The sequence below is a fragment of the Luteolibacter arcticus genome (genome assembly GCF_025950235.1).
Lineage (GTDB): Bacteria > Verrucomicrobiota > Verrucomicrobiia > Verrucomicrobiales > Akkermansiaceae > Haloferula > Haloferula arctica.
On record NZ_JAPDDT010000021.1, the window covers coordinates 75,638 to 91,963 of the forward strand.

11 protein-coding genes and 1 tRNA gene are annotated in these 16,326 nt (G+C 62.7%); 5 read left to right on the forward strand and 7 right to left on the reverse strand.

Annotation, left to right across the window (positions count from 1 at the left end; translation table 11 throughout):
- The first annotated feature begins 172 nt into the window (after positions 1-172).
- On the forward strand, positions 173-601 hold the full coding sequence (locus OKA05_RS26555) for a hypothetical protein (RefSeq protein ID WP_264490251.1): 429 nt from the start codon (positions 173-175) through the stop codon (positions 599-601).
- Positions 602-740: 139 nt separating this feature from the next.
- On the opposite strand, the gene OKA05_RS26560 is transcribed toward OKA05_RS26555, so the two are convergent.
- The 5 genes from OKA05_RS26560 to OKA05_RS26580 all read right to left on the reverse strand — a co-directional run bounded on the left by OKA05_RS26560 (position 741) and on the right by OKA05_RS26580 (position 6,741).
- Positions 741-1,307, reverse strand: coding sequence for a SprT family zinc-dependent metalloprotease (locus OKA05_RS26560; RefSeq protein WP_264490252.1), 567 nt, complete (start codon positions 1,305-1,307; stop codon positions 741-743).
- A 94-nt stretch (positions 1,308-1,401) separates the two neighbouring features.
- Entirely contained in the window at positions 1,402-1,650 is a 249-nt protein-coding gene (locus tag OKA05_RS26565) for a DUF167 domain-containing protein (protein WP_264490253.1), read from the reverse strand.
- 5 nt (positions 1,651-1,655) lie between these two features.
- Positions 1,656-2,342 carry a hypothetical protein gene (locus tag OKA05_RS26570; protein WP_264490254.1) on the reverse strand — a complete coding sequence of 229 codons (687 nt, stop codon included), beginning with the start codon at positions 2,340-2,342 and terminating at the stop codon, positions 1,656-1,658.
- A gap of 63 nt (positions 2,343-2,405) precedes the next feature.
- Complete coding sequence (locus OKA05_RS26575; RefSeq protein WP_264490255.1) at positions 2,406-3,179, reverse strand: hypothetical protein; 774 nt, start codon at positions 3,177-3,179, stop codon at positions 2,406-2,408.
- A 22-nt stretch (positions 3,180-3,201) separates the two neighbouring features.
- Positions 3,202-6,741 (reverse strand): hypothetical protein, encoded by a 3,540-nt coding sequence (locus OKA05_RS26580; protein WP_264490256.1) that lies wholly within the window; start codon positions 6,739-6,741, stop codon positions 3,202-3,204.
- Between the two features lie 610 nt (positions 6,742-7,351).
- Between OKA05_RS26580 and OKA05_RS26585 the strand changes: the two genes are divergently transcribed.
- Positions 7,352-9,757 carry an MFS transporter gene (locus OKA05_RS26585; RefSeq protein ID WP_264490257.1) on the forward strand — a complete coding sequence of 802 codons (2,406 nt, stop codon included), beginning with the start codon at positions 7,352-7,354 and terminating at the stop codon, positions 9,755-9,757.
- A gap of 7 nt (positions 9,758-9,764) precedes the next feature.
- Here OKA05_RS26585 and OKA05_RS26590 read toward each other — a convergent pair whose 3' ends face one another.
- Together OKA05_RS26590 and OKA05_RS26595 are read right to left on the reverse strand one after the other, a co-directional pair.
- Positions 9,765-11,312 (reverse strand): hypothetical protein, encoded by a 1,548-nt coding sequence (locus OKA05_RS26590; protein WP_264490258.1) that lies wholly within the window; start codon positions 11,310-11,312, stop codon positions 9,765-9,767.
- Positions 11,313-11,512: 200 nt separating this feature from the next.
- A tRNA-Ser gene (locus OKA05_RS26595) sits at positions 11,513-11,599 on the reverse strand.
- 320 nt (positions 11,600-11,919) lie between these two features.
- Here OKA05_RS26595 and dnaK point away from each other — a divergent pair.
- The 3 genes from dnaK (at position 11,920) to groL (ending at position 16,041) form a co-directional block, all read left to right on the forward strand.
- Positions 11,920-13,854, forward strand: coding sequence for a molecular chaperone DnaK (gene dnaK / locus OKA05_RS26600; protein WP_264490259.1), 1,935 nt, complete (start codon positions 11,920-11,922; stop codon positions 13,852-13,854).
- Between the two features lie 141 nt (positions 13,855-13,995).
- Complete coding sequence (locus OKA05_RS26605) at positions 13,996-14,286, forward strand: co-chaperone GroES (RefSeq protein ID WP_264490260.1); 291 nt, start codon at positions 13,996-13,998, stop codon at positions 14,284-14,286.
- A 120-nt stretch (positions 14,287-14,406) separates the two neighbouring features.
- Positions 14,407-16,041, forward strand: a complete 1,635-nt coding sequence (groL, locus tag OKA05_RS26610; protein WP_264490261.1) for a chaperonin GroEL — start codon at positions 14,407-14,409, stop codon at positions 16,039-16,041.
- Positions 16,042-16,326 lie beyond the last annotated feature (285 nt).

Genomic DNA, 16,326 nt, shown 5'->3' on the forward strand with positions numbered 1-16,326 from the left:
CCTAGCGTTGGATTCAGTGTAAAGCACGGCCCCTGCTTCCTCCCTGGCTGGCCAAACCCAACATTCCGCCAGACGAGGTTGCGGCAGGGGTAGCATCCCCAGCAATTGAAACCCGGTTGTCACCATCATCGGCTCGCCGATGCCAGTGGGAACTGGTTCAAACCCAAAAGACATGACCTCCCATCATCGCCGGACGGTGTCGATCGACGCGTCCTTTCTGCTCCGCAAGTTTCCCGATCTCGCCCGCTTGCTCCGCCAGGGCTACGACCCTGACGAGGTGGGCCAGGCGTGGATGAACCAAGCACGGCGCACCGCTTCCCGCCAACAGTCGCAGCGTCGTAGCCACGGCGCGGAGGAAGATTGGGAACAGGCCAAGGCGGTACTTCACCAGGTGCTTCATACCGACGATCCGAACTTCAATGTGATCCGCGGCCTCCTGTTCGCCCGTCCGGATATCCAGACGCCGGTGCTGGTGTCCACGCTCAGCCTGTGGCTGGCCGGCCACCTTGGCCTCTCCCTGACCATGGCCACGCCCTTGGTCGCCGTGATGCTCTACGAGATCGCCACCGCACAGGATCTCCCGCTCGAGACCGCGAACTGATCCGGCTCAGGGCGTGTCTGAAAAATGTAGCTGGGCATCTTGCCCCAGTCCGTTGAAAGGGCGTCCCGCCCGTTCCCTTGGTTTCCTCATCTGGACTCTCAAGAAGACGAGAATGCGAAGATATTTTTCAGACAGCTTCTCAGAGTTTTTCCTCCAGCAACTGGAAGCGGTGGTTGTAGAGGCCACCGCTGTATTTCCGGCAGCAGGCATAGCAGGCGACCACACGACTGATGCGCTTCACCCGCCGGATCGTCGTCAGACACTGCGGGCAGATGTAGGCGAAGTTCCGCTTCATCCGCTTGCGCTTGAAGGGAAGCGTGTGGAAGGGCTGCTCGTTCGGGATGCCGAGCTCGGCGCAAGCCGCACGCCACTCCGCCCCATGGACCTCGATCCGCCGGCGGCCGGCGCGTTCGTAAGCCACCAGATGCGCAAGCTCATGGCGCAAGGTCCGCCAGATTTCCTCCGGCGCCTGTTCCTTGAGCTTGGGATTGAGCTCGATCAACCGGTCTGGCCACCACGCGCGACCGGCGGTGGTTTGCATGCGGGCGTTCCAGCTCACCTGCACCCGATGGGCGAGTTCAGGCAGATCGAGAAACTCCGCCTTTTCGCGGCACCATTCAGTCAGCCCGCCATCGATTTTCGCAGGCTGGCGGCGAAAACCGGACGGTGGCGCGACCCGGGGTTTGATACCCCAGTTAAGTGTCATTTGACGGAACGCCCACGCCATCCAACCGGCCTCTAGCAAGTCGCTTGCCGACTTGCAATAGGACAGCAGCAAAACCACGCGAAATTTTCATGCGTCACCGCAGAGCCCCATCGGGCAGCGTGAAAACCTTCACCCGCGAAGTCCCTCCTTTTGCCAAGACCACCTGCGATTTTGCCAGACCGAAATGCGCCGCCAAGACCTCCCGCAAGGCGGCATTCGCCTTCCCCTCCACCGGCGGCGCGGCGACCTTCACGCGCAACACGCGCCCGGCACGCGGATCATCTTCCCAACCGATCACCTCGCCGGCACGGGCGTTCGGCACGGCGAGGACTCGGATTTCCACAAGACCTACGGAGGCGTCGCGACATCGCGGAAACTGCGAATCGAGACGAGCTTGGTTTCCGGATTGTCGGTCATCACTTGGAGCACACGCTTCGGTCCGGGATGCGGCCAGATCCCGGAGGAGAAGGACTGCCACTCGCCGTCCGCTTGGCAGGTGCCCTTGAACGCGGAAGAATTGGCGTCGTTCACCGGCGGATCCTCGATGTTGCGGATCTCGCCCGGCTTGAAGTCGAAGATCTTCTTCTCCAGATCGAGCTTCACCGGCAGCGAGCTCAGGTTGGCAATCTTGATGGAGCCTGCCGGGAAGGCCTTCTTGCTATCGTCCACCACCACGATCTTGCTCGTAGGGCTACCGGCTTTCTCCGGCACGAACAGCAGGATGACCGAGCCGCCGCCAGAGGGCAGTTGGCAGGAACCGATTACCTGCGCCGGATCCTTCACACTGGCGGCACCCGCCTGGGTGGTGAGCACGATCTTCGGCCCCTTGAGCTTCAGCGTCGTCCCCTCATGATTGAGGAAGGACTTCACCTCCAGCTTCCCGGCATCGGGCGCGCCGCCATCGTGGTGGACGTGGACTTCCGGACCCGGATTGTCCTGGCCCAGCGTGATCCCGCGGACTTGGTATTCCTGGCCGTAGGAGACGGTGGCCGAAAGGTACACCGCGGCCACGGCGGCGAAAGAACGAGCATTCATGGGTTGCTTGGGTTGGGAAGGAAAACGCCGCCGTTCCCGGAGGAAGGCGGCGTGTGAAGCCAGTTAGAAGTCCTCACCGGCGACATCGCGGATACCTCGTATCTCAACCTGCTCGGTCTTCGGGTTCAAGAACAGAACCTGCAGCGATCGCTTGGTGCCTGGATGCGGCCACACTCCGGACCCGATGCGCTGCACCTGCCCGTTTGCCGACGAGAAGGCCTTCATGGCAGAGGAATTGGCCGCTCCCACCGGCGGATCCTCGATGACCTTGGTCTCGCCGCTGGCGAAGTCGAAGTTCTTGTTCTCGAGCTGGATGCGGACGCCGTGCGGGCTCAGGTTCATCACCTTGAAGGATCCCGGCGGGAAGGCCCGCTTCGAGTCTTCGATGACGAGCACCCGGAATGGGGTGTCGCCCGCCTTGCCGCTGCCGGGCAGGAACATGAAAATGCCGCTCTTCAGATTCGCCGGCACCTTCGTTTTCGCGACCACGCTGGCGGTATCCTTGATGCTGGCCGCGTCCGCGGACTTGGTGAAGATCAGACTCTCCGCTTGGGACGGCTGCAGGTTGAACTCGTGATTGAGGTAGTTCTTCACGTCGAGCTTCACCCCCGGAATCTTGCCGCCCAAGGCAGGATCGTGGACGAACACTTCCGCGGGCGGAGCATCGAGCTGGAATGAAAGGCCCCGGATTTTGAGGCCTGGCTTTTCCTCAGGCGTGGCGGGTGCCGTCTCGCCCCCCGTCCCGGGTGCAGGGGCTGGGGCAGGGGCCGGCGGTTGCTGCGCGTGAAGTGCAAGGCTGCCGGCGACGACGGCCAAACAAAGGTGATGGATTTTCATGACGGGTCGTTACAAGGCAGCATCACACCTCCTCGGGAGAAAGCCAGCGGAAGGAAGTGATGACGAAGCGACGGCCGAAGCGGATGTTCGTCTCCTTGGTCAGTTGGACCGTCTTGAGCTCCGGCTCCTCGGAGGAGTCGAGGTAGTCGGGCGTGCGCTGCACGATGGCCTCGCACCACGCCTTCGCCTCGACCTTGCCATCCTTGGCCTTGGACTCGCCATAAGAGCGGATGCGGAAGGTATCGCCGCGGACGGTGATCACCGGGGCCAGCGCCATCAGCAGGTCCCCTTGGGTCAGGAGCGACGGCGCGCCTTCTGCCGACTTGCCTTCACGCGCCAAGGGGTTGGCGATGTTCGTCAGCGCCGCGGGATTCGGAGGAGCCGACGCACCGAGATCCTTCGAATCGAGCGCGTGGTACTTGTCGTTGATCTTCGACCGGTCGATCGCCGTCTGCAGCAAGCCGGCAAGGACATGCAGACCATTGCCGGAGCCAAGGCGGCGGTTCACGAACTCACCCAGCGAAAGCGAGGGCGCCCGGTCCACGGAACCACGCTCGCGGATCTGCTCCACGATATTAATGGCGAGGATGTCGATCTGCTCGTCGGTCAGGGCGCGGAAGCCGGCCCAGCGGAGCGTGCCCGCCACGTCGATGCCAGAGCTCTTCGGCGTGCCGTCCGGGTCGCCGGCGATCGGCAGGCCGAAGCGCGGGAAGCCGGTCTTCTTGTCCGGAGACATGTCGGCAAGCGTCCAACCCTTGAGCTCGGCATCCCGCATGGAGGCGAGCATTGCCTTCCATGCACCGACCGAGTCGGAGTTCACGTTGAACGGCCCCTGGATGGCGAGAACGCTGCCGATGCGCTTGGCGAACTGCTCGTCGTTGAGGGCGTTCAGTTGCTCCGACTTTTCCTTGGGAGAACCATCACCCTGAAGCATCGGGATGAAACGCGGATTCAGCAGCTTGCTTTGCCCATCGAGGAACTTTTCCAGCAAGCTCTGGCGGCTCCCGCTGGAAACCATCGTATTGGTGAAGTTCGCGACGGTGGAGAAATAGGTGCTGTCCCACAGCGCATCATTGATCAGATACGAGTGGTCGAGCATGTCATACTGGGTCCGGATCGTGAGGCCGGACGAATCCGTCGGCGACTTGCGGCTCACCGCACTGCTCGGAATCAGCGGATGCGCCCGCGAATTGCCGAACGCATGCGTCACGCGCGGCAGGTGCGAGCTCGACACCAGGTTGGCGCTGACCAGATCACCAAGGCTGGCGGCCGGCAACAGCGGCACCCGGAACATCGGCACGTTCGACACGCCGCCTTGCGAATACGAGGTGGCTCCATAGAAACCGCGGTTGGTGCCGGGATCCAGCTCGATGCCGCCAGGATTGGTGTTGAAGTCGGTCACTTCTTCGAAGCGCAGGTCATAGGAGTCCAGCGCATTGCCGATTCGAGTGGAGGTCTGTTCGGCACCTTCCACCACCGGGTGGTTGTGAAGCCACGGCATCGAGTAATCGAGCGCGGTCTTGGTCGTCTTCGCCGTCATCGAAAGGATGGCGAAGGGCGACTTGCCGCCCACCGACTTGTCAGTCGGCGTCTGGAGGATCTGGCCGACGCGGAAGTTCCGCTTGATCGTCGGGTTGGCCGGATTGGAACTGATCTCGTTGACCGGATTGCCCATCTTGAAGCGGTACGTCCGCAGCATGTCGATCGCCGTGTTGTCGAGGTTGTTGGTATCGACCTTCTGGCCGGCGAGCAAATCGACCACGAAGTCCGGCTGGTTGTTCACGGTCACCGTGCGGCCCGGCCGGGCTTCCACGCCGAAGGTATCGGTCACCTTGATCGCCATCCAGCCGTCGCCCCTGCGGGCCGGATTCTCAAAGTCATAGAGCGTGCTCGCGGGACGCCGGTTGTCGGAATAGGTCAGGTGGTCAACCTGCAGGCCGGCGCGCGGATCCCAGCCCGGGACAGTTTCGATCCCGTAGGTATTGCCCGTCCGGTTGTCACGGTTGCCGAAGTTGCTTCCCGACCTCCAGTCAAAGAAGCTGCGTGGATTCCACGGATCGGCGGTTTCCTTGGCCCACGACCAATCGCGCTCCACCCAAGGGGAAAAGACCTTCACTTCACCCGGCTGCAGGGTGATGCGGTTTCCCGGCTGCAGGTTCGGCCGCATGTCCGTGAGCAGGAAGGTGAAGTAGCGCCGGGCATTCGTGTTGAACTGGTTGTCGATCTGGAAGCGGCTCAAGCCATGGAAGTTCCCCGACGCGTAGTCGTCACGGAGCCAGGCACCGTTCTTCTTCATGCCGAAGACCACCGGCGGATCCCAGATCCGGACCCGCAGCTTGGTTACGTCCAAGGCCACGTCATACGGATTGTAGAGCGTGATGACCGGGTCGTACGCGAGGTGCGGCACGCCATACTGGGTATTTCCCTTCGGATTGCCGCTGTTGTTGTAGAAGTCAACGCGGTCCTGGATGTGGTTGTAGTGCGAGACCACCGAGAACATCACCTGAAGCTTGGCGATCACCGGCAGCAGACGCTCGGCGGTCGGCGACGGACGGAGGCCATTCGAAACGATGGCCAGATCGGAGGAGTTCAGCGCTACCTTCGGCGTGCCTTGGGCGGTCGAAGACACCCGGCGGTTGAGCTGGTAGTGGCTGCGCAGGTAGTCCCAGCGCGGCGCACCATCGTTCACCGTGTTATAGAGCGTCACCTGGCTGTTGACGTTCGGCGAAGCGTTCGTCGATTCGAAGAGCGTCGTGAGGTCGGTCTTCAACCCGCCTTCGACGGTGTTGGTCAACAGGCCTACCGACTGCGAGGTGATGTCGGACTGACGGCTCAGGATTTCCTGACCCTTGTCCTTGCCGACCGCGACCACCGCGCTGTTGAGAGAGACGACCTTCTGCGGATCTCCGAGGGTGACTGGAGCCAGGCTCGCCACGATGTCCTCGGGGCGGGCGCGGCCAGGAGCGATCCGCTGCGCAATGCGCTCGCCATCGGTCGTCGGCTCGCGATCTTCAAGTTGGATCGGAGCCTTCTGGCTCTCATCCATCACAGCCCAGGCGAAAGTTCCCAACCGGCTTTCCGACGTCTGGACCGCCACCTTGGAAGCACGCAGCTCAGGTCCGATCAACCCGGTTCCCTGAGGAACACCCACCGTCGCCGGATTCACCATCCAGACCGGCTCGGAAAGCTCCGAACCGGGAAGCGCGGCACTCAAGGCATCCTTTGAATCTCTCGTGGACACCAACCATCCGCGGAATTTGTCAGCCTTGTCGGAATAGTTCGGAGCGGTCGTGCCCGGCACCCAACGCCAGCTCTGCCAGGCGCCGACCAGATTGGGCTCCGCGGCATCCTTGACGATGGATGACGCTCTTGCCGAGATCCCTTGGTCCGGCCCGAGCGACGTCTGCAGTTCGCCGATCGCCAGCATCAGGGCGAGGCGGGCATTCGCTTGAGCCTCCGCACGGGCGAGGCCGGTGCTACTCGAGCGCAAGGAGATCGTCGAAAGCCCGAGCAGGCCGACCGCGAGAACCGTCAGCAGCACCATCAGGGACAATGAGATCACCAAGGCGAACCCCCGGTCTCCCGGGCGATGACGACGAAAATGTGCGAAGTTGGGTTTCACAGGACAATCTTGTACTTACTTTGAGCATACATCAAACCCGTTTTCTGTCAGCGTGAGTTTTCCCAAAGACGCTGTGCGGGTTACGACGGAAACAGAAATCGAGTCGGGCCACGCGGGTGACGTGTTCCCTTGAAGGTTTTGTAAAGGTATCACAGTTTCGCGCGGTCGCTTGTAAACTTCGGCTTTGCCTGTGTATGAAATAACCAGCGCCCTTTTTGGATTCCATGGGCGGGCCCGCACGACAAAACCTGCGGACTAGTGGCCGCCCTGCGGGAGTCACTCCTTGCCGCCGCCACTCCGGAACAAGTGCGTGAATGCCACTAACCAAGCGGCTGGACCTGCTTTCCTCCGACGATTGAACATCCTTCCCCACGTTTCAAAAGGTGCATTGGCTGTCACCCTTCGGCCACATTCCGGACCCTGTCGACTCGGGAAGCTACGCACCGGAAATTGGGACGATTTTACAGATCGAACTACCTTTTTGGACCGAATGCCGGATCGAATTTCCACGCTTCCCGGTAGCGGGGGATCTTTCTAACGTCCCGCTGGCATGGACGAGGCGCCGGAATTGGGACGAGAGCCGACGCGGCGCGAATGGGCAGGATTCTGGTGCTTGATCTGCCAGCAGACCCAGAGCGCCTTCAACGACAAGTTCGCCCAGTTCCTCCTGATCCCGTTGGGCGGCTGGCTCGCCGGGACCTCATCCAGCATCGTGCTGGTCGCCGGCATCATCATCACCCTGCCGTTCTTTCTCTTCGCCCCGCTGGCAGGCTGGCTCAGCGACCGCTTCTCGAAGCGGAACGTATTGGTCGGCTCGGCCCTGGCCCAGTCGGTCATCCTCGGCCTGCTTTGCCTCGCCATCATCGCCAAGAGCTTGCCCATGGCGATCCTGGCGGCCTTCGCGCTGGCCACCCTCACCGCCTTCTATACCCCCGCGAAGATGGGCATCGTGAAGGAACTGGTGGGCTCGCGTCACCTCGGCTTCGCCAGCGGCTTCCAGCAAATGATGGCCATGCTGGCGATCCTTGCCGGGCAAATCGTCGCGGGAATCATCTTCAGCGACCGCTTGGAAAGCTCGGGCGATGGATGGCAAGCGGCCTACGGACCGCTATGGCTGCTGGCCATCCTCAGCCTGCCGGTGATCCTGCTGGCGTGGCTCATCCCCCCCACCCCCCGCGGCTCCACCCAGCCCTTCTCAGCTGCGCTGGCGCTGCACCATGGCCAACAGCTCCGGACCCTGTGGAGCGACCGCACACTCCGCCGCACTTCCTTCGGCATGGCCTTTTTCTGGGGGTTCGCCGGCTTCATCAACCTGTGGTCGCTGGAAGTCGCCAAGGAACTGACCGGCGGCGGCCTCGAGTTCGGCCGCGTCTCGTCGAAGTTCATGGCAGCCGCGTCGCTGGGAATGGTCGGCGGCTTCGGCGCGGCGTCGCTGCTCCTGCGCCGGCGGATTGAACTCGGCTGGGTGCCAGTCGCCGGCGTTGCGATGACGATTTCCACCTTGGTGCTGTCGATGATCGATCCAAGTGCTCCGGCCTTCCTCATGGCCTTGGCCACGACGGCATTCTTCGCGGCGATTTTCCTGACCCCGCTGAATGCCCACCTTCAGGATCGCTGCCCGCCGGATAAGCGCGGCGAGATCCTTGCGGCGGCATCGTTGCAGGAATGCGTCGCCGGCGTCGGCGCGGTCGCCCTGCTCTACGGCCTGGGATCGGCACGCGACATTCTCGGCTCACCGTGGTGGCTAGGCCTTCACGCACAGTTGCTGGTCGCTGCGATCGCCTGCGGCGCGATCACCATCTACATCGTGCGCCTGATCCCGGCCGAACTCGTCCGCGTCGTCGGCCTGGCCATCATCCGCCTGATCTATCGGATCCGCAGCACGGGTTCGTTTCCGGAGAAGGGCGGCGTGCTGCTGTTGCCGAACCACATCACCTGGGCGGACGCGTTTTTCCTGACCGCCGCTTGCCCGCGGCCGGTGCGCTTCGTCATGGAAGCCGGCTTCACCGGAAATACTGCCGTGCGAATCTTCAGCCAGCTCTTCGATACCGTGCCGATCTCCTCCTCGAAGCCGCGCGAAGCGCTCCGTGCCTCCGCCGAGGCTCTTAAAGAAGGCCACGTCGTCTGCATCTTCCCGGAAGGCCAGCTCACCCGCACCGGCACCTTGCAAGAGCTCAAGCGCGGCTTCGAGATCATCGCCCGCCAGGCCGGCTGCCCGCTCGTCCCCACCTGGACCGATGGCGCCTGGGGCTCGATCTTCTCCTTCGAAGGCAACCGCTTCTTCACCAAATTTCCCTACCGCCTCCGCTACGGCATCAGCGTCGCCTTTGCCCCCGCGATGGCTCCGGACGAAGCGGACCTGGAGAAAATCCGCCGCGGGATGCAACAAGCCTCGGCCATCGCGCTCGCCGAACGCGCCAGCGATCCGGCGCAGGCCAATGCCCTCCAGCTCGCCCACGTGAACGCGCTCCAGCGTGGCACCGACTTTGGGGTCTTGGACACCGATCCACTCCCCGACTCGCTGACGGCCCTGGCGATCTTTGAGAACCTGTTCCGCGCCATCCGCCGCGAATCGCCCTTCCCCGATCCCAGCTCGGAAACCCATTGGCTGGGCGGCAACGCGCTGCGTGAAAAGATCGAGTCGTCGAAGATCCAGCACGGCGGTGTGTTCTTCGACTTCAGCGACCACGCCAAGGAACCGCTCGCTCACTCCGGGTGGGTGCATTGCCCCTGCCTCGCGATCAATGGCGTGATCATCGCCATGTCGATGCCCGATCCACCCAAGGCCCACCCCGGCAGCAAGGATCAAAAGGGCTGCAAGCCCGGTGCACTCGGTATCCTGCTGCCCGGCTTCTGGATCGATGGCACCACGCTCCGCGGTCCCGCGATTCCGGAAGGCCTCGCACTGCCAGACGGCGTCACCCTCGACGAAGAAGGCTTCCTCTTTCTTCCCTAACAACTTCTCACGGCACCCCGGTAGTCACCCGGAAGAAGTTCTTCGGCAGCGCCCCTCCCGTCGGATCGGTCACCGGTCCGAAGGTGGCTTGGCCAGCCGCATTCAGGGGAATGACAGCGATATTGTGCCATACATCCACTCCACCCAGATCCAAGGATGCCTGGAGGAATACGGGAGCGAGCGGTGTCCCGCCATTGATGCTACCGCTGATCGTGTAATTCGCACCGCTCTTGCCGATCACCACATTCTCCAACCGCAACACGCCGCTGCCACTGCCCGCCGGGGCCGCGACCCGTTGAAGCGCCAGCGAGCCGGCACCGCGGTTCGAGGCCCACAGGATTCCGCCATTCGGCAAGGACGCGATGTCGTAAACGGCCGGCAGCCTGACCAAAGCATCGGAGACGGTGCCCTGCGCCGTGGCATTCGCTTCCGCCGTGCCCACCAGCTTGGTGCGAACGGCGCGGACCGTGCCGCCTTGCACCTCTTCCCAGAAGATCGCGGCGGCGTCCCCGTAGCGCGCGATCCGCGGATAGATGGCGAAGGTGTTGGCGGGATAGCTCGTCAGCCAGGTTGACGTCCCGGCCACCCCCGCCGGAGTGATCTCGACGAAGCGCACGTCGAAGTTGTTGCGGGTGAGCTTGGTCGTGTAGACCACGCCGAAGCTCCCATTGGCGAGCTTCACCATGCCGCCGGTCTGGGTGTTCGTGGTGTTGTTGCCTATCGTCCCGCTGATCGCGAAATACTGGGTATCGCCCGTGAAGGAGGTGCTCGCAATGGAGTCCTGCCAGCGCCCGAAGACCAAGGCGCGCGGATAGGCGTCGCCGTGCGCGAGGGTGTAGATGTTGTTCCCATCCACCAGCAGACGCTGGTCGAAATTATGGCTGCAGTACCACGGGTTCACCACCGTGAGCACCCCGGTCAGGCTCATCGTCGCCACGTGCCCACCTTGGTGGCGCACGTTGTCTTCCCAGCGCTGTGTGTGGCCCGTGTAGGCGATCAGCCTCTGCGTGGCGGGATTGAAAACGAGCCGCCCGCTCGAGAACGTGCCGGGCTCGCCCTTCGAGCCCACCTGCGCCTTGTTCTGCGTGCCGAACACCAGCGTCGAGAACAGCGTCGCCCCCGCCGGACTCACCCGGGAGATCCAGTACTCGAAATCCGCACCGTTCGTCGCGTTGTTCTTCGCGTAGGAGATCGCAAAGCTGCCATCCGCGGGGATGCGCGTGAAGCCGATCAGCTTCGTGGCACTCTGCAGCACCGTGGGATCGATCCGGCCTGTTAGATTCCCCGCCACATCCAGCGAAAGGATCGAGATCCCGGTCCCCGAGGCATTGAGAAACGCGACGTTGCTCGAACTATCGGCATTCGCCGCCAAGATCACCCCCGGCCGGTGGCCATAGTCCGAAACCACCGTATGCGACGGCTCGGTACCGGGAAAACCGGTGACGGAAATCACCTTCGTCTCCACCGTGGTGATGGGTGTGAGTGCCGGTAGCCCTGCATGCAAGGGCAGCAGGACCAGCCCGACAACGAACCCGCAATGACGCCATGTTTTCATGGTGAAACAGCCTGAGTGGATCGCCCGCCGCTTTGGTTAACCGGGCATCACCGCGATGCGGCCGGATTCCAAGCGTAGGTTTGATATTGCTGAACTTCGCGGGAAGTTCCCGAAAACGCAAACGATGTTCATCTCACGCCTCCGGCGCGGCCCCATTCTGGCGGCCACACCCTCACCAACTCATTAATAATGAGAAACCGCGGACAGGGAGGGATTCGAACCCTCGGTAGTATTGCTACTACACACGCTTTCCAAGCGTGCTCATTCGACCACTCTGACACCTGCCCTCAAGCGGAAGGGCGCGGACCCTAGGGACCACCCGCCTGCTTGGCAACCCGATTTTCGGAGAGAAAAATCCACGGCCGCTTTGCTCGCAGGCCGGCTTGTCGCACCGGGACAATTTGTCGCCCCGCGGCGCGCCAAGATGGCCAGTTTTGACGCACCCGCGACGCCCCCTCCCTGCATGACACAACTGCAAGCGACTGGCTTTCAAAGCCAAAACAATCCTCCGGGCGCGCTGGCACCCAGCTTGCGAAAGGCGGGACCAGCGAAACGTGCCCGCGACGAGCGGGCCCAGGCAAATCTCACCTCCAACCCACCTTAGCTTATGTCCAAGATTCTCGGCATCGACCTCGGCACCACAAACTCCTGCATGGCCATCATGGATGGCGGCGAAGCGGTCGTGCTGGAAAACTCGGAAGGTGCGCGCACCACGCCCTCCATCGTCGCTTTCACCAAATCCGGCGAGCGCCTCGTCGGTCAAGCCGCCAAGCGCCAGGCCGTCACCAATCCGAAGAACACCGTCTTCTCCGCCAAGCGCCTGATCGGCCGCAAGTTCTCCGAGCTTTCCGAGGCCGACAAGAAGATGCCCTACAAGATCGTCGAGGCCGCCAATGGCGATGCCCACATCCAGGTGGAAGTCGGCGGTGAAACCAAGACCTACTCGCCGCAGGAAGTCGCGGCCATGGTGCTTGGCAAGCTCAAGGCCGATGCCGAAGCAAAGCTCGGCGAAACCATCACCGACGCGGTGATCACCGTGCCGGCCTATTTCAACGACTCCCAGCGCAACGCCACCAAGGCCGCCGGGGAGATCGCCGGACTCAATGTCCGCCGCATCATCAACGAGCCGACCGCCGCGGCACTCGCCTACGGCCTCGACAAGAAGGCATCCGAAAAGATCGCCGTCTATGACCTCGGCGGCGGCACCTTCGACATCTCGGTGCTCGATATCGACGACGGCGTCTTCGAAGTGCTCGCCACCGATGGCGACACCCAGCTCGGCGGCGATGACTGGGACAACGCGCTGATCTCGTGGATCGTCGGCGAGTTCAAGAAGGATCAGGGCATCGACCTCTCCAGCCAGCCAGACGCGCTCCAGCGCATCAAGGAAGAGGCGGAAAAGGCCAAGATCGCCCTGTCTTCCAGCCAGTCTTACGACATCTCGCTCCCCTTCATCACCGCCGACCAGACCGGCCCGAAGCACATCCAACTTAGTCTTTCTCGCGCCAAGCTGGAGCAGCTCACCGACTCCCTGTTCGAGCGCACCAAGAAGCCCGTCCGCGACTGCCTCAAGGAAGCCGGCGTCTCCGCCTCACACGTCGATGAACTGGTTCTCGTCGGCGGCATGACCCGCATGCCCAAGGTCATCGAGGTCGCCAAGGAACTCGCCGGCAAGGAACCTCATCGCGGCGTCAACCCGGACGAAGTGGTCGCCATCGGCGCCTCCATCCAGGGCGGCGTGCTCAAGGGCGACGTGAAGGACGTGCTCCTGCTCGACGTGACCCCGCTCACGCTTTCGATCGAAACCGAAGGCTCGCGCGCCACCTCGATGATCGACCGCAACACCACCGTGCCGGTGAAGAAGTCGCAGGTCTTCTCGACCGCGTCGGACAACCAGCCCGCCGTGGACATCCGCATCTGCCAAGGCGAGCGCCCGATGTTCTCCGACAACAAGCTGCTCGGAAACTTCAAGCTGGATGGCATCACCCCGGCCCGCCGCGGCGAACCGCAGATCGAAGTGACCTTCGACATCGACGCCAACGGCATCCTTCACGTCTCCGCCAAGGACAAGCAGTCCGGCAAGGAGCAGAAGATCTCGATCCAAGGCTCGTCCGGTCTTTCCAAGGATGAAATCGAACGCGCCAAGGCAGAAGCCGAATCGCACGCCGAGGAAGACCGCAAGCGTGTCGAAGCCGTCGATACCAAGAACAAGGCCGAGAACCTTGTTTACAGCGTGGAAAAGCAGCTCACCGAGCTTCCCGCCGAAGCGCCAGAAGAACTCAAGTCCGGCATCCAGGCCAAGGTCGATGCCGTAAAGGACGCGCTCAAGTCCGATGACATCGACGCCATCAAGAGCAACGTCGCCACCCTCGAAAGCGCGCTGCAGGACCTCTACAACGCCGCCCAACAGGCCCAAGCCGCCGCCGGCGGTGGAGCCCCCGGTGCCGCACCTGACGTGGACGTCGAGGTCCCCGAGTCCGGCCCATCCGAACCCCGCCAAGCCAAGGGCAAGGTCGTGGAGGCTGAAGTCGTCGATAAATAATCCGGTTCTCACCTGATTGACGCCCGGCCTTCCGGGCGTCAATCACGCGTCCCCGCAAGAAGTCTTTCCCAACCCCTTTCCGCGTCGCCCCCAAGGCACGCGGCATCCCAACCAACCAACGCAAACCAAACCAAAGAACACATGGCTACCATCAAACCACTCGGTCAACGCGTGCTCGTGAAGCGGCTCGACGCCGAAGCTGTCAGCGCCGGCGGCATCGTCCTGCCCGACACCGCGAAGGAAAAGCCCCAGGAAGCCGAAGTCCTCAGCCTCGGCACCGGCGGCAAGGATGAAGATGGCAAGACCATCGAGTTCACCGTCAAGGTGGGCGACAAGGTCCTCATCTCCAAGTACGGCGGCACCGAAGTCAAAGTCGACGGACAGGAAGTCCTGATCGTTTCCGAGTCCGACATCCTCGGCATCGTCGCCTGAGGCGACCGGTTATTCGTTACTGGGGATTGGTTATTGGGAAGGAACTCCCGAACCGGCCCCGCTCGAATGACCCTCCTCAAAGATCCAAAAACAAGTAACAAAGTAACCATTTAGCACACCATGGCCAAACAACTCCAATTCGACGAATCCGCCCGCCAGGCCCTCCTGCGCGGTGTTGAGAAGCTCGCCCGTGCCGTCAAGGCAACCCTCGGCCCAGCCGGCCGCAATGTCATCCTCGACAAGAAGTTCGGCTCCCCGACCATCACCAAGGACGGCGTCTCCGTTGCCAAGGAAATCGAGCTCGAGTGCCCCTATGAAAACATGGGCGCCCAGTTGATTCGTGAAGTCTCCAGCCGCACCTCCGACATCGCCGGTGACGGCACCACCACCGCCACCGTGCTTGCCGAGGCCATCTACAAGGAAGGCCTCCGCAACGTCACCGCCGGTGCCAACCCGATCTCGCTCCAGCGCGGCATCATGAAGGCCACCGAGGCCATCGTGGCCCAGCTCAAGGTCATCTCCAAGGACGTCAACGACACCAAGGAAATCGCCCAGGTCGCCACCGTCTCCGCCAACTGGGACGAAACCATCGGCGGCATCATCGCCGATGCCATGGACAAGGTCGGCAAGGACGGCACCATCACCGTGGAAGAAGCCAAGGGCATCGAGACCACCCTCGACGTGGTCGAAGGCATGCAGTTCGACAAGGGCTACCTCAGCCCCTACTTCGTGACCGATGCGGAGAGCATGGAAGTCGTGCTCGACAACGCCTACCTCCTCATCAACGAGAAGAAGATCTCGTCCCTCAAGGACATGCTTCCTCTCCTCGAGAAGGTCGCCAAGACCGGCCGCCCGCTGCTCATCATCGCTGAAGATGTCGAAGGCGAAGCCCTGGCTACCCTCGTGGTGAACAAGCTCCGTGGCATCCTCAACATCGCCGCCGTCAAGGCCCCGGGCTTCGGTGACCGCCGCAAGTCCATGCTGGAAGACCTCGCCGTCCTCACCGGTGGCAAGGTCATCACCGAAGACCTCGGCATCAAGCTCGAGTCCGTCGAGCTCGCCGACCTCGGCACCGCCAAGCGCATCACCATCTCGAAGGAAGCCACCACCATCGTGGAAGGTGCCGGCACCAGCGAGACCATCACCGGTCGGGTCAACCAGATCCGCCGCCAGATCGAAGACTCCACCAGCGATTACGACCGCGAGAAGCTCCAGGAGCGCCTCGCCAAGCTCGCCGGCGGTGTGGCCGTCATCAACGTCGGTGCTGCCACCGAGACCGAGATGAAGGAAAAGAAGGCCCGCGTGGAAGACGCCCTGCACGCCACCCGCGCTGCGGTGGAAGAAGGCATCGTCGCCGGCGGTGGTACCGCGCTGATCCGCGCCCAAGCCGCCGTGGGTGACCTCGGCCTCGTGGGCGACGAGAAGACCGGTGCCGGCATCGTGGCCCGCGCCATCGAGGCCCCGCTCCGCCAGCTCGCTGCCAATGCCGGCCGCGAAGGCGCGCTGATCGTCGAGAACGTCAAGACCAACAAGGACGGCTTCGGCTACAACGTCGCCACCGACACGTACGAGGACCTCATCGCCTCCGGCGTTGTCGACCCGACCAAGGTGACCCGTTCCGCCCTGCAGAACGCCGCCTCGATCGCCGGCCTGCTCCTCACCACTGAGGCGCTTATCACCGAGATCAAGGAAGAGAAAGCCGGCGGCGGTGGTGGCCACGGCCACGACCACGGCGGTGGCATGGGCGACTACTAAGCCCTATCCTGAAGTGGCTACGGCGTCCTGCCGCAAGCCTCTGCAAGAATTCAAAAGCCGGACGGGAAACCGTCCGGCTTTTTTCTGGATCTCCGCCAGATCTGCCGATGGGAACGAGGGCATCCCCAAGTTCCGGAGCGACGACCAGTCGGGATGAAGAACTGAGCATCCCGCACCTTCGCCTTGAACGGCGCCGCCGTTTCCCCATTAAGGAGCCGGGACGAATGGCACTTACTTAAGGCCGATTTCGTTGAAAATTAGAGACGGAAAGCCGGTCCTGGCAGG